General features: G+C 41.1%; 14 protein-coding genes. 12 read left to right on the forward strand and 2 right to left on the reverse strand.

The genetic code is table 11. The annotated features are described in order from the left end of the window. Positions 1 to 220: 220 nt before the first annotated feature. Complete coding sequence (locus QNK26_RS16995; protein WP_319225166.1) at positions 221 to 772, forward strand: chalcone isomerase family protein; 552 nt, start codon at positions 221 to 223, stop codon at positions 770 to 772. Positions 773 to 923: 151 nt separating this feature from the next. Here the strand turns inward: QNK26_RS16995 and QNK26_RS17000 are convergent, their stop codons facing one another. Further along, the gene (locus QNK26_RS17000) at positions 924 to 2,528 is read right to left on the reverse strand and encodes a LysM peptidoglycan-binding domain-containing protein (RefSeq protein WP_319225168.1); all 1,605 of its coding nucleotides are present in this window, start codon (positions 2,526 to 2,528) and stop codon (positions 924 to 926) included. A gap of 94 nt (positions 2,529 to 2,622) precedes the next feature. Further along, a complete protein-coding gene (gene gloB / locus QNK26_RS17005) occupies positions 2,623 to 3,399 on the reverse strand; it encodes a hydroxyacylglutathione hydrolase (RefSeq protein ID WP_319225170.1) in 777 nt (258 codons plus the stop codon). A gap of 131 nt (positions 3,400 to 3,530) precedes the next feature. Here gloB and QNK26_RS17010 point away from each other — a divergent pair, with 131 nt between their 5' ends. The 11 genes from QNK26_RS17010 (at position 3,531) to bamB (ending at position 14,693) form a co-directional block, all read left to right on the forward strand. Next, positions 3,531 to 4,214, forward strand: a complete 684-nt coding sequence (locus QNK26_RS17010; RefSeq protein WP_319225172.1) for a class I SAM-dependent methyltransferase — start codon at positions 3,531 to 3,533, stop codon at positions 4,212 to 4,214. Between the two features lie 91 nt (positions 4,215 to 4,305). Beyond that, positions 4,306 to 5,046 (forward strand): DNA polymerase III subunit epsilon, encoded by a 741-nt coding sequence (gene dnaQ, locus QNK26_RS17015; RefSeq protein WP_319225173.1) that lies wholly within the window; start codon positions 4,306 to 4,308, stop codon positions 5,044 to 5,046. Between the two features lie 13 nt (positions 5,047 to 5,059). Further along, complete coding sequence (locus QNK26_RS17020) at positions 5,060 to 6,382, forward strand: TIGR03503 family protein (RefSeq protein ID WP_319225174.1); 1,323 nt, start codon at positions 5,060 to 5,062, stop codon at positions 6,380 to 6,382. Between the two features lie 223 nt (positions 6,383 to 6,605). After that, positions 6,606 to 7,031: a nucleoside-diphosphate kinase gene (ndk, locus tag QNK26_RS17025; RefSeq protein ID WP_319225175.1), complete on the forward strand. Its 426-nt coding sequence runs from the start codon at positions 6,606 to 6,608 to the stop codon at positions 7,029 to 7,031. A gap of 367 nt (positions 7,032 to 7,398) precedes the next feature. Continuing rightward, positions 7,399 to 8,514: a bifunctional tRNA (adenosine(37)-C2)-methyltransferase TrmG/ribosomal RNA large subunit methyltransferase RlmN gene (locus tag QNK26_RS17030; protein ID WP_319225176.1), complete on the forward strand. Its 1,116-nt coding sequence runs from the start codon at positions 7,399 to 7,401 to the stop codon at positions 8,512 to 8,514. 25 nt (positions 8,515 to 8,539) lie between these two features. Beyond that, positions 8,540 to 9,310: a type IV pilus biogenesis/stability protein PilW gene (gene pilW, locus QNK26_RS17035; protein WP_319225177.1), complete on the forward strand. Its 771-nt coding sequence runs from the start codon at positions 8,540 to 8,542 to the stop codon at positions 9,308 to 9,310. Next, on the forward strand, positions 9,300 to 10,238 hold the full coding sequence (locus tag QNK26_RS17040; RefSeq protein ID WP_319225179.1) for a RodZ domain-containing protein: 939 nt from the start codon (positions 9,300 to 9,302) through the stop codon (positions 10,236 to 10,238). The genes pilW and QNK26_RS17040 overlap by 11 nt, the downstream gene beginning before the upstream one ends. 16 nt (positions 10,239 to 10,254) lie before the next feature. Next, on the forward strand, positions 10,255 to 11,373 hold the full coding sequence (ispG, locus tag QNK26_RS17045; RefSeq protein ID WP_319225180.1) for a flavodoxin-dependent (E)-4-hydroxy-3-methylbut-2-enyl-diphosphate synthase: 1,119 nt from the start codon (positions 10,255 to 10,257) through the stop codon (positions 11,371 to 11,373). 124 nt (positions 11,374 to 11,497) lie between these two features. Further along, positions 11,498 to 12,778 (forward strand): histidine--tRNA ligase, encoded by a 1,281-nt coding sequence (gene hisS, locus QNK26_RS17050; protein WP_319225182.1) that lies wholly within the window; start codon positions 11,498 to 11,500, stop codon positions 12,776 to 12,778. Between the two features lie 63 nt (positions 12,779 to 12,841). Further along, positions 12,842 to 13,513, forward strand: a complete 672-nt coding sequence (locus tag QNK26_RS17055; protein WP_319225184.1) for a YfgM family protein — start codon at positions 12,842 to 12,844, stop codon at positions 13,511 to 13,513. Beyond that, the gene (gene bamB, locus QNK26_RS17060) at positions 13,503 to 14,693 is read left to right on the forward strand and encodes an outer membrane protein assembly factor BamB (RefSeq protein WP_319225185.1); all 1,191 of its coding nucleotides are present in this window, start codon (positions 13,503 to 13,505) and stop codon (positions 14,691 to 14,693) included. The genes QNK26_RS17055 and bamB overlap by 11 nt, the downstream gene beginning before the upstream one ends. Positions 14,694 to 14,756: the final 63 nt, after the last annotated feature.

Below are 14,756 nucleotides of genomic sequence, written 5' to 3' on the forward strand. Positions count from 1 at the left end.
AATGCTAAACTGAAAAAATAGCGTTTTATCTCGCTCTAAATTAGTATTTTAAAATTAGAAAAAGCCACTCATTTTAGTAATGAGTGGCTTTTTTATTGAGTATTAATTTAGCCGTAATTAAATTGTATTAAATTTACTTAATCCTTAGCCTTAGAGTTTTAGCTCTATCTTCTTTGTGGTTAAATTAGCGCTTTAATATTGACTCACATAGGATCAAGTCATGAATAAATTAGCCACTCTCGCTTCGGCAATGCTATTAAGCTTCTCTGTAAATGCGGCACAGGAAGTGTCAGGCGTTGCTGTTCCGGATAATGTATCTGTTGAAGGCGCATCACTTAATTATCAAGGTGCGGGTGTTCGTAGTAAGTTCTTTATTGATCTATATGTAGGTTCGCTATTTACACAAACAGTGAATAAAGATGTCATAAACAGCCAAGATGTCAGTGCAATTCGTCTGAATATTATCTCAGGTTTGATTACCTCTGAAAAAATGGTGAGTGCGATTAATGAAGGTTTTGACGGTGCGACGGCGGGTAATATTGCGCCTATTGCAGCTGAAATTGCAGAATTTATTGGTGTGTTTAGTGAAGAAATAGTGAAAGGCGATCAATTTACGCTAGTGAGCTTACCTGGTAAAGGTTTAATGACGTATAAAAATAATGAAAAGTTATCAACAATTGATAACGAGGTTTTTCGTCAGGCGGTATTAGCTATTTGGCTAGGTGATGAGCCAGCAGATGATGATCTTAAAGACGATATGCTGGGTTTATAATTAGCGTTGTCGCAATATTATTACGCAGCTTATGATGAATAAAAAATAGAAGAGCAATAAAAATGGCTTACGGATAAGATTATTTCTTAGCGTAAGCCATTTTTTATGGAACGTATAACCAATTGTCAGTTATCGATAAGCGATTGCTGTTTTAAGTGCTTACTTTAGTTACATCAACATAAAGGCGTAGTGACTGACCTGGTTGAATGTATTTCTGATTGGCCAACCCGTTCCAGCGTACAACATCTTTAACTTTAACATTAAATTTATCGGCAATACGGGCAAGGGAATCACCTTGGCGAACCTTGTAGGTAATATTACGCATAATGCCTTTACCGTGAGCACTACTTTGTTTTTTACCTTGCCAAACGACTAATTTTTGATTGATTTTTAAAGTATCTTTTGGTGCGATATTGTTCCACTTCGCTAAACTATTGTGGTCAACTTTATAGGCCCGTGAAATATCCCATAAGTTATCACCGGACTGCACTTTATGGATAACTTTAAAGCGACCTGCTGGTTTGTCTTGGCGACGAGCGATGCGTGATGATTCGCTAAATTTATAATAATCGAGATCTTTAGCAGCCATTGGGATCAATAGCGCTTGGCCGATCTTGATCATGCTGCTGTCTAGGTTGTTAACCGAAGCAATGATCTTGCTAGAAGTGTTATAGTTCTGGGCAATCTCACCTAGGCTATCGCCTGATTTAACTTTATAACGCACCCAGTTTAAACGGCCTTTAGCATCAGTTTTTGTTAATGCAGCTTCAAACTTTTCGACATTCTCGTTCGGGATTAATAATGTATGTGGCCCATCAGGCGCTGTTGCCCATTGGTTAAATCCCGGATTAAGACGTTGTAGTTGAGCGACGTCCATGCCTGCTAAGTCGGCAGCCAGAGCTAAATCAATTTGACTGTCAACATCAACTTGTTGAATCGCAGGTTCGTTATCAATCACAGGTAACGTTAAGTTATACTTTTCAGCGTTTTGTAAGATATCAGCAAGGGCTAATAATTTCGGTACGTATGCTTCTGTTTCTTTTGGTAGTGATAACGACCAGAAGTCTGTGGCTAAGCCAGCTTTTTTATTACGCTGAATAGAACGACCGACGCGACCTTGACCTGAATTATACGAAGCAAGGGCATGTAACCAATCTCCATCAAAGCGACGGCTTAGGTATTCCATATAGGTCAGTGCTGCACTTGTTGATGCTAATACGTCACGACGACCATCGTACCACCAGTTTTGCTCTAGACCGTATTGTGTTGCAGTACCGGGTACAAACTGCCACATACCTGATGCACTGCCGTGTGAATAAGCAAATGGGTCGAAGGCACTTTCTACTACGGGGAGCAGGGCTAGTTCAAGCGGTAAGTTACGACGTTCAAGTTCTTCAACAATAAGATATAAAAATGGTTCGGCACGTTCTGATACGGTTTTTAAATGCTGAGGGTGATCTAAAAACCACTTACGGTGTTTGGCAATGCGGGCATTATCTGGAATGGGGATCGTCATTTGCTCAGCAATTCGAACCCAAACATTATCAATCGGCTCGACGGTTACGTCTTCAGCTACAATAAGTTTGGCAATATTGTCTTCTGTTGCACTATCTAAACCGCTGTCTTTATTGCTGGCTTTTGGAGATGGGGCAACGACAGGCGTTAGAGTTGTTTGCACATCGTTACTGTGATCTTCTGGCGTCATTTGACACCCGCTCAGTAATATCAATACCGGAATGGATAATTTAAATTTCATATACATCTTATATTAGTGAAAAACAGGGATATGCTAATCGCCAACGAAAGACAAAGCAAGCTTATCATTGCTGGCGTTTAGCGTAATTATTTCCTTAAAAATGGTCTTTCCAAGTTCTTAATGCAGTGAATACCGCTTTTTCGCTGGTGAGGATATCAAGCAGTTTATGCTCCATTGCCATACTGACGGTTGCTTCGTTAGTACGTAAGAAAACATTGATTTCCTTTTCATTTTTAAGGCTATTCGGCACCGTTGGTAGCCCGCGTTGACGCAATTTTGCGGTATGCTCAATGTGTTTTTTTAGCGCGTTGTTTTGTGGCTCTACGGCATAGCAAAACATTAAGTTTGTTTGGGTATATTCGTGAGCTGGGTACACTAATATATTTTCATCTAAGGCTTTAATGCGTTGTAACGATGCAAACAGCTCTGACGCGCTACCATCAAGAATACGACCACATCCTCCCGAGAATAAAGTATCACCAGAGAACAACATGGTTTTATTATAGTAAACAACATGCTCACGTTTATGTCCGGGAGTCGCCATGACGGTTAATGCTAAGCTATGCTCAAGTAAACTTAGCTGGCTATTTTCTGTAACGAGAGTAACGGGGGCGGCGACGTTGATATCTATTGATGAATAGACTTGCACTGGATGCGATGTTGCCGCAAGGATATCACTAATACCATCGATATGATCATAGTGGTGATGGGTAATTAAAATCGCATCGAGAATTAAATTTTGCTGATTGACCACTTGTAATACGGCTTCGGCTTGGCCGGGATCAACGATACAACAGTGATTATTTTCAGTGTTTTTGATCAACCAAACATAATTGTCGCTAAATGTTGGTATAGATATGACTTCAAGCATTGCATCGCTCTCTTTATGGGATTATCTTTAATTATATATAAAACAAAATTTTAGCGGATATTGTCGTGTTAATAAAACCTGCACATCATAAGCATAAGATTACAAACCCTCATTCTTGGAATGATCTTCCTATGGGGGAATGGTTGGCTAGCCAGATTCAGGCGCGCCTTGATGTCTGGTGCCCAAAAATATTTGGTTATCATTTACTAAAATTGGGTTCGTTAAGTGGTGAGCTTAATTGTTTTGGCAGCAGTATACAACATCAGGTCACGGCAACATCTGAGTTAGGTATGGGAGGACTGTTTGTTGATCCCGCTCATCTGCCTTTTCAGGAAAACTGTATCGATGCCTGCATTCTGACCCAATCATTGGATTTTTCTGCGGACCCCCACCAAGTATTACGAGAGGTCGAGCGGGTATTAACAGGTGACGGCTACCTGATCTTAAGCGGTTATAATCCACTGTCATTATGTGGCTTAGTCAAGTTACTTGGGGTTAAGCGTAATCACCCACCTTGGTCGGGAAGAATGTTTACACCTGCGCGTATTAAAGATTGGCTAGAATTACTCGGTTTCGAAATTATTCAAGATGACCGTTTTGGATTTACCTCGTTTCTTGGTAAGAAGCCATTAACATGGTGGTCAGAAAGTATTGGCCAAATGCATTTCCCTTCTTTTTCATCAGTCTATTTTATTGTTGCACGTAAACGCCGCGCGCCGATATCACCAGTCAAAAATTGGTGGCAAGTCAGCCATGCCAAACGTCGTTTTATAACAACGGGGGCGACTCAAAAGTTACCACATAAACCGTCTTAATTTTGCCCACGGCGATTTAGCGATGTTAGCAGGTGAATCGTAGGCTAATTCATACTAGAATAGCGGCAGTTTAATTGAAGTGGTGATATTTATGTCGTTGGACAATGTAGAGTTAATGCAAGGCGCTGGTCGTATCATCGTATTTGATACTGAAACAACCGGTATGAATGAAGGCGTGGGTGGCGTCCATATTGGTCATCGTGTGATTGAAATTGGTTGTATTGAATTAATTAATCGCCGTCCAACAGGGCGCACTTATCATGTTTATATCAAACCAGATCGTTTAGTTGACCCTGAAGCGATCGCGGTACATGGTATTACCGATGAATTTTTACAAGATAAACCAAGCTTCTCTACCATCGCTGCGGAGTTCATCGCTTTTATTGATGGTGCTGAGTTAGTGGCACATAACGCTTCGTTTGATATTAACTTCCTCGATCACGAATTTAGATTACTCAATAAAGGTCTGCCTGAAACTAAAGAAATTTGTAAGGTTACCGATACATTAGCTATTGCTAAGAAACTTTTTCCGGGTAAGCGAAATAACTTAGACGCACTTTGTAATCGTTATGGTATCGATAACTCGCATCGTACCCTGCATGGCGCGTTACTCGATGCGGAGATTTTGGCGGATGTATACCTGTTCATGACAGGTGGCCAAACTAAATTGAATTTATCGCAAGATAGTGCTAATTCGCAAGGTGGTAGTGGTATTCGTCGACTTGCAGCAACCCGCGCGCCATTGAAAGTGGTGCAAGCAACAGATGATGAATTGAAAGCCCATGATGAACGACTTGGTATCGTTGGTGATGCGCTGTGGCAAGTACATTAGGATAAGGAAAATCATGCGTAATACTTGGTTATTATGTGCATTTATTGGTGCTATTAGCATTAGTGTGTTTGCTGGCGCTCAAGGGGTTTATCAAACCAGTGATATTGCGCTGTTAGATAACCGCTTTCGTGTTGATTATGGTATTAAGCAGATCACTTTTATTATTGCGCGTGAACGTTTTTCTAAAGCGGTTATTCTAGTTCGCCCTGATGGCAGTAAAGTCTACATTTGGGATAAATCAGATAGTGTGCATTGGATTGAAGGCGAAGAACATGACATTATCACCGTTGAAAACCCGATGCCAGGCCCTTGGCAGGCAATAGGTAAAATTCAAGGTGACAATCGCATTCAGTTATTGTCTGATGTGCAATTGCAAGTCAACCGTTTGCCTATTCAGCTATATAGTGGCGAGCGTCTGAAAGTGAGCGGTGAATTATTGCATTTGGAACAGCGTCTGAATAAAAGTTATTTACGCGACGTTGAATTGATTATGACCGCTTATGGTTATAATCGCAGCGAAGATGAAAATTTTAATTTTATGTCTCAAGAACTCGCTAGATTTAATGATAAAGGCGTTTTTTTTGATGAGTTACCTGAAGATGGGTTATTCACTACATACTTGCAACTTGATTTAGCCACAGGTAAATATAAGTTTGAAGTTGCGGTAAAAAATCATGCTTTCACGCGTAGTTTCAATCAAGACGTGATCCTGTTTCCGAAACCGATAAAAACACAGATGTTGCCGCTACCGGCCAATGCCGATCCGCAGTTAAAACTGACTTATGATATTGATGAATTAAAGCCCGAGAGCATTGTGATTAAAGGCCGTCTTGAGTCAGTTAATAGCGGTAAAAGTAGTGATTTTGTTATTTATGCTGAAGCCGGGATGGCGGAACAGATCCATACGTTTGCACGACCCGCAGAGTTTGGTAGTTATACCATAGAGCTAAAGTTGTTTGCGACCACAATAGCAGGGCGTGAAATTACCATTAATATGCCTTCAGAAGCCTTCGTGATACCAAAACCTATTTTCATTGATAGTGCGCTACTCCCCGTGGCAATAGCCTCCCAAGCTGAAATGACCGACCCTGCAATGGGTATTTTCGAGGATAGCGAGAGAGACTGGAATTTATTGTTGTGGGTTATTGGTGGTCTAGTCTCGTTACTTATTTTAGCGGTTGCGGCCTTGTTTAGTATTAAATTTTGGCAAAAACGTAAATTTGAAAAAGTGATATCAGAGCAAATAGACAGTGATATAACATCATCAAAGCCAGCAGCGTCTACTGATGAGCTGAGCACGATGACAGATTTGGATCTGAATTCACTGGATAAATAGCTTGATATTTAATCAATTAAGCGATGCCGTGAATTTGTGCTAGATAAGATTCGCATTACCCAGTATTTAATCGACCTTTCACGATTAACACTTGTTTAAAAATTGTAATGCAATTAAAGTCGATGTTAATAAGATAGCCTGTATTTTCTAAGGTTATCTGGCTGGCTTTCAGATTAGATAGTCAGATTTAAATAGTCAACTTCTCAAATTAAGGTTAAAAATTATGGCGATTCAACGCACTTTTTCTATTGTTAAGCCTGATGCAGTAAGAAAAAATTTAATTGGTGCTATTTACTCTCGTATGGAAGCTTCTGGTTTACATATTATGGCTGCAAAAATGCTCCACCTTACCCGTGAACAAGCGGAAGGTTTTTATGCCGAACATGAAGGTAAAGTATTCTTCGAACCGTTGATGGAGTTTATGACCTCTGGTCCTATCATGGTACAAGTATTAGAAGGTGAAAATGCGATCACTTTCTATCGTGAATTAATGGGTACCACCAATCCTGAAACTGCAGCAGCAGGTACCTTACGTGGTGATTATGCCGAAAGCATGCGTTTTAATGCGGTACATGGTTCTGATAGTGAAGAATCTGCAGCACGTGAAATCGCTTACTTCTTTACCGAAAATGAAGTATGCGCTCGCTAATTAACTAGCGAAACGGGTTGTAAAGCAGTTGCGTAGCGATATGCGAGTGATTTACGGCCCGATTTTATGACTTCCGCTTTCACTTCTCCTACCTTTCAGATTATCCTCATCGCCTTTATAGCTGTTATTTAGCCTTAATTATTTGTTATCTCTTCCGATTATTTGTTATTTAAACTAACAGTGAATAAATTATTTTGTTTAATTCGGCCAATGCGCTAGCGTCTAGGCGTTAAACTTTGTACAATCCCGCGCCCTGAAACCTCAATTTTAGCATCGTCTTTTTTATCCCAGTATTCTTAAAATATTGTTTAAAATTGAGTCTTAAATTGTTTCAAACCGAATAAAATACATTATAGAGGCTCACTTCATGAGTAATAAAAAAATAAATCTATTAGACTTTGATCGCAACGCTATGCGCCAATATTTTTCTGACATTGGTGAAAAACCATTCCGTGCTGATCAAGTAATGAAATGGATTTATCATGAAGGTTGTGATGACATTAATGAAATGACTAACTTGAATAAAAAGTTACGTGAAAAATTATTACGTGAAACAGTTATTGAAGCGCCGCAAATTAGCCAAGAGCAACGCAGTGAAGATGGCACCATTAAATGGGCATTAAAAGTGGATGGCCAAGAATATGAAACGGTTTATATTCCAGATGGCGACCGTGCGACACTGTGTGTATCGTCACAAGTAGGTTGTGCACTAGAATGTACATTCTGCTCGACAGCTCAGCAAGGCTTTAACCGTAATCTACGTGTTTCTGAAATTATTGGTCAAGTATGGCGTGCAACACAAGTTATTGGTTTTAATAATAAGAAACGTGCAATTACTAATGTAGTTATGATGGGGATGGGCGAGCCACTGCTTAACATGACTAACCTCGTACCTGCATTAAACTTGATGTTAGATGATTATGGCTTTGGTTTATCAAAACGTCGTGTAACGGTATCTACTTCTGGTGTTGTTCCTGCGCTAGATAAATTAGGTGATTTAATCGATGTCGCATTAGCGGTATCACTACACGCGCCAAATGATGAACTACGTAACGAGCTAGTACCAATCAATAAGAAGTACAACATTGAAACGTTATTATCATCTGTTAAGACTTACATTAGTAAATCAAATGCCAATCGTCAGAAAGTAACCATTGAATATGTGTTACTTGACCACGTGAATGATTCGACAGACCAAGCACACGAATTAGCGCAGTTATTAAAAGATACGCCGTGTAAAATTAACTTGATCCCATTCAACCCATTCCCTGGTAGCGACTATGGTAAGCCAAGTAATAGCCGTATTGATCGCTTCAACAAAGTACTGATGACTTACGAAAATACCGTGACGATCCGTAAAACACGTGGTGACGATATTGACGCTGCTTGTGGGCAATTAGCGGGTGATGTGATCGACAGAACGAAGAGAACATTAAAAAAACGGATGCAAGGTGAAGAGATTTCAGTCAAAATGAGCGACTGATACTTTTGACTAGATGGATTTAGGCATGAAACGCTACGCTGTAGTAGGATTGATGGTAGTAGCGCTGGCTGGCTGTAGCTCACAAAGTTACATTGAAACCAGCGCTGGTTTAAGTGACAATTCGGTTGATAAGATGTCAGCGGCTCGAAGCCGTTTAACCCTTGCGTTAAAGTATATTGAAATCGAAAACTATCAAGAAGCGAAAATAAATCTGGATAGAGCTGTTAGTTATACTCCTGATAATGCCGATATTCATCTGGCCTATGCTTATTACTATCAGAAGGTACAAGAGCATGAACAAGCCGAAAAAGCTTACTTTCATGCGCTAGACCTTGCTCCCAATGATGGTAATATACATAATAACTTTGGTGTGTTCCTATGTGGAATAGCGCGATACGATGAAGCTGAAACTGAGTTTTTAGCGGCGATTGCGTCACCGAATTATAATGAAATTGCGAATAGTTATGAAAATGCGGGTCACTGTGCGTTAGAGCAAGGCGATGAATTGCAAGCACTCGCATATTTACAGTCATCTCTCGCATATGCACCACAAAATCTAGACGTACGGTTATCTATTGCTGAATTACACTTTAAATTGGCTGAATACACGGTAGCTAAACAGCAACTAAATAAATATGAGTCTCTAAGTAAGGTAACCGCTCGTAGTCTTTGGTTGGGTTTTAATATTGCTGACAAGCAGAAAGAATCGGCTGTTGCCGAAGTGTATAGTCGCCAATTATTAGCTCAATTTCCCTTAGCGTTCCAAACACAAAAATATATTACAAATGACTATTGATTTAGAAACCTTAAAAGATCCCGATCACCCTGCTGAGTTGCAGGACAATATCGAAGTGGTGACTGCTGGCCAAATATTACAAGATGCGCGAATTGCATCAGGTATCAGCATACAAGAGGTTAGTAATAATATTCACCTTAAGCTATCCGTTATCAACAATATTGAACAAAGTGTGTGTGATAAGGGTATCTCACCTACATTCATGCGTGGTTATATTCGCTGCTATGCTCGTTATCTTAAAATATCTGAAGATGAAGTGATTACTGCTTACGATTGTCAAAATGTGGCATGTGAGCAACAAGCTGAATTACAGAGTTTTTCCCGTCGAACCAAATTAGAAGCACACGATAACCGTTTAATGCTGGTTAGCTACGGTATTATTGGCTTTATGCTTATCGCATTTTTAATTTGGGGTTTACGCGGCGATGACGTGGACGTTGTTGTGCCTGTGCCTGAAGCTATCACAACACAAGCTAGCGATCCGCTTGAATCACCAGACGCGGAGACGCTGATTGAGCCTGATAGCCCTTCGATTGTTGCTGAACGTGGTGAGTTTGATAATACACTAGCGCCATCAGCTGTCGTTCCGACGGCGACCTTGACATTGCCGGTAGCCGTAGGGCAACCAGCTGTTAGCACGCCAACTGTCACCAATGTCGTTGATAATAAACCCGCGATAGCCTCTCAGTCGTTAGTATTAACGTTTGCGGGAGATTGTTGGGTACAGATTAAAGACCGTAATGGCAAAACACTGTCGACGGGTGTTAAGCACATGGGTCAGACAATTGAATTACAAGGTTTAGCACCATTATCAATCAAACTCGGTGCACCAGAGCAAGTCACCATGAGTTATGCTGGTGAAGCTGTCGATTTATCAACCTTTAGACAAGGTCGGCTTGCTAAATTTAAATTACCTTTTGAAGCTTAATTAGCGAGTTATATATATGCATCAGGAAAGCCCAATTATTCGCCGCCAGTCAAAACAGATCATGGTTGGTAAGGTACCAGTTGGTGGCAATGCACCGATTACAGTACAGTCAATGACAAATACCTTAACGACGGATGTGGCAGCAACCGTTGCTCAGATTCAAGCATTAGAAGCGGTTGGTGCTGATATTGTTCGTGTATCCGTACCAACAATGGATGCGGCAGAAGCATTTAAACTGATTAAACAGCAAGTCGATGTGCCGCTGGTTGCTGATATTCATTTTGATTATCGTATTGCCCTTAAAGTCGCTGAATACGGTGTGGATTGTTTACGTATCAACCCTGGCAATATTGGCAATGAAAGTCGTATTCGCTCTGTGGTTGATTGCGCCAAAGATATGAACATTCCAATTCGAATTGGTGTTAACGGTGGTTCGTTAGAGCGTGAAATTCAAGAGAAGTACGGTGAACCGACACCTGCTGCGCTGGTTGAATCAGCAATGCGTCACGTGGATATCCTCGACCGTTTGAACTTTGATCAATTTAAAGTCAGCGTAAAAGCATCTGATGTATTTCTGGCTGTTGAATCTTACCGTCAATTGGCGAAACAGATAGATCAACCATTACATCTCGGTATTACCGAAGCGGGCGGTTTCAGGAGTGGCGCGGTTAAATCATCGGTTGGCCTTGGTATGTTATTGGCGGAAGGTATTGGTGATACATTGCGTATTTCACTGGCCGCAGATCCCGTTGAAGAAATTCGTGTTGGTTTTGATATTCTAAAATCATTACGTATCCGTAGCCGAGGTATTAATTTTATTGCTTGCCCTACGTGCTCACGTCAAGAGTTTGATGTGATCAGTACGGTAAATGCATTAGAAGAGCGTCTAGAAGACATTATTACGCCGATGGATGTGTCTATCATTGGTTGTGTGGTAAACGGTCCGGGTGAAGCGGAAGCGTCACAAATCGGTGTGACCGGTGGTAGTAATAAGAGTGGTTACTACCTTGATGGCAAACGTCAGAAAGAACGCTTTGATAATAACGATATGATTGATCAGCTTGAGGCTAAAATTCGTGCAAAAGCAGCGATGATGGCTCCTGAAAATATCATTGTAACTGACGCTAAAGCATAATTTTACCAGCAAAGGTGTTGGAATTAGGATAAATATCCTACTAACACCTTTGAATATTTTACCTCGACGTAGAAACTCCTTATAATCTGGGGTTATATGTCTTTTTTAATTTTCGAGAGTGACCGTGGCTAAACCAATCCAAGCAATTCGTGGCATGAATGATTGCTTACCAGAACAAACGCCGGTATGGCAAAAAGTAGAATCAGTATTACGCGATACTGTTGCAGCCTATGGCTACTCTGAAATTCGTATGCCGATCGTTGAGTCTACGAATTTATTTAAACGTGCGATTGGTGAAGTAACTGACGTTGTTGAAAAAGAAATGTACACGTTTGATGATCGTAATGGTGACAGCCTTACACTACGCCCTGAAGGTACTGCATCAACGGTGCGTGCTGGTATTCAAAATGGTTTGTTGTACAACCAAGAGCGTCGTATGTGGTATATCGGACCTATGTTCCGTCACGAGCGCCCACAAAAAGGTCGTTACCGTCAATTCCACCAATTTGGTGTTGAAATTTTCGGTCTGCAAGGCGCGGATACGGATGCGGAAGTTATTTTATTAACGGCGCGTCTGTGGAAGTTACTTGGTATCGAGCAACATGTTACATTACAACTTAATTCTTTGGGTTCTTCAGCAGAGCGTATTGCCCATAAAGAAGCACTGATTAGCTTTTTAGAAGGTTTTAAAGAAGAACTTGATGAAGAAAGCCAACGTCGTATGTACACCAATCCATTGCGTGTGCTCGACAGTAAAAATCCTAACGTGCAAGCATTACTGACTGATGCGCCAAGCTTAGCGGATTATTACGGTGAAGAAACTAAAGCGCACTTTAGCGGTCTATGTAAAATGTTAGACATTGCAGGCGTTAAATACCAAATCAATGATCGTTTAGTTCGCGGCCTTGATTATTATAACTACACTGTATTTGAATGGGTAACCGAGAGCCTAGGCGCACAAGGTACTGTTTGTGGTGGTGGTCGTTATGATGGCTTAGTTGAACAACTGGGCGGCAAGGCAACACCTGCGGTTGGTTTTGCGCTGGGCATTGAACGCTTAGTATTATTATTAGAAACATTAGAGTTGACGGCGGATATCGCTGGCGCAGTTGATGTTTATATCGCGGCATTAGGCGAAGGTGCTGATGTACACGGTATGTTATTAGCAGAACAGTTACGCGACCAAATGCCAACTGCAAAAGTAATGATGCATAACGGCGGTGGTAACTTTAAGAAACAACTTAAACGTGCTGACCAAAATGGTGCTAAAATAGCACTTATTCTGGGTAGTGACGAAATCGAAAACAAACAAGTTACGGTGAAAGATCTGACTGGTAAAACACAGCAGCAAACTATCGCAGTAACTGAGTTAGTAAATCAATTAACTACGCTATTAAACAAGTAAATAATAAAAAGCAACAACGAATTAATGCTGTTTAATGGTGTTTAAAAAAATTAAGGGTGAGACGTGGAAGGTTACGCTACTGAAGAACAACAAGTTGAAGCGCTGAAATCATGGTGGAAATCTAATGGTAATGCGGTTATTTTTGGTACTGTACTAGGCCTCGCTGGTTTAGTCGGTTTTCGTTATTACAACGATAACCAGTTAACAGCACAAGAAGAACTATCAGCCGCTTATGATACTGTTGTAACTGAATTATCTGAAAATGGACTTGCAGCGAAAGCGACAACTCAAACGTTTATTGATGCAAACAGCGGTAACGTGTATGCAACATTAACAGCATTACAGCTTGCTGCTGAAGCGGTTAAAAAGCAAGATTTTGCTGAAGCTGAAACACAACTTAGCTGGGTTGTGAAAAACAGCAATCAAGCGGCTATTTTACCGATTGCTAATCTTCGTTTAGCACGTGTACAAGCGCAATTACAAAACTTTGATGCTGCACTCGCGACATTAGCGCAAGTGACATTAGATACTTTTGCGAGTAAAACGGCAGAGATTAAAGGTGATATCTATGTACAGCAAGGCGATGTAAACGCTGCGCGTAGTGCCTATCAAGCAGCACTGGCTGGTGTGGGTGCTAATACTCAGTTACTACAACTGAAACTTGATGATCTTGCTATTGCCGATGTTGCTGATGATCTTGATGCTGCGATTGCAGGAGAGTTGAATGACCAATAAGCTGAGAACACTGACAGCAGCTGCGGTTCTTTCAGTTTTTTTACAAGGCTGCTCTTTATTTAGCGATGATGAGGAGGTGTATGCACCACTACCGGTCATCCAAGCTGAATTTACTCCTGAAGTTGAATGGCGTAAGAGCATCGGTTCTGGTGTTGGTGAGTACTACTCACAGACTCGAACTTTACTTGCCAATGAGCATCTTTTTGCCGCCAGTCGTGCTGGTATAGTTAAGGCCTTAGACCCTATTTCGGGTAATGAAATTTGGGCTCAAGACCTCTCTAAAGAAGATGTGTTCAACCGTTTTGATGACAGTGATAATGCACTGCTTTCTGGTGGCCTAGCTGCTGGTTATGGCATGGTATTTGTCGGTAGTGAAAATGCAGTATTATTTGCATTAAATGATGAAACGGGCGACGTTGTTTGGCAAGTTGAAACTGATGGTGAAGTGATCGCAAGTCCGGTCGTTGATGAAGGTCTTGTTATCGTCCAGACTGGCAGTGGTAGCTTGATTGGTTTTGACGTTCAGACTGGCGAACAGCGCTGGATCCAAAGCTCAGAATTACCTGCTTTGACTTTACGTGGTAATAATTCGCCAATCACTACCAATGGAGCAGCGATTTATGGCCGCAGTGATGGTAAACTAGCCGCAGTCTTTCTTGCTAGTGGTCGATTGATCTGGGAAGTTAATGTTGCTAAGCCAAAAGGCGCCAATGATATTGACCGTTTAGTTGATGTTAATGGCCAAGCAGTGGCTCGTGGCACAGAGGTTTATACTTCTGCGTTTAACGGCGAATTAATGGCGATTGAACTACGTTCTGGTAAGGTGCTTTGGAAACGTGCTTATGCATCGGTAAAAGATCTTACGGTTGCGGGCTTTGAGCTGTTTTTAACAGATACCGAAGGTCGGATCCATGCTATCGACCGTCGTAATGGCTTGACCCTATGGTCGCAGAATCGATTAGCATTACGTGGTGTAACTGCACCAATTGTCTCTGGCGATAATATTGTTGTCGGTGATAAAGAAGGTTACCTGCACTGGCTTGACCGTAAAACCGGTAAGTTGGTTGCACAACAATTAATTGATAGTGATGGACTATTTTCTAAAGCCTTGAACTCAGGGGAATACCTCTATGTTCAAAGTCGTAGTGGTGACTTGGTTGCTGTAAAGAAACCAATTTAACCAGCTAGATAGAATACCATCAACCTAATTTATTGCGCCGAGAGGCGCATTTTGTCCTTTTAA

Origin of the sequence: Moritella sp. (genome assembly GCF_033791185.1) — a bacterium.
Lineage (GTDB): Bacteria > Pseudomonadota > Gammaproteobacteria > Enterobacterales > Moritellaceae > Moritella.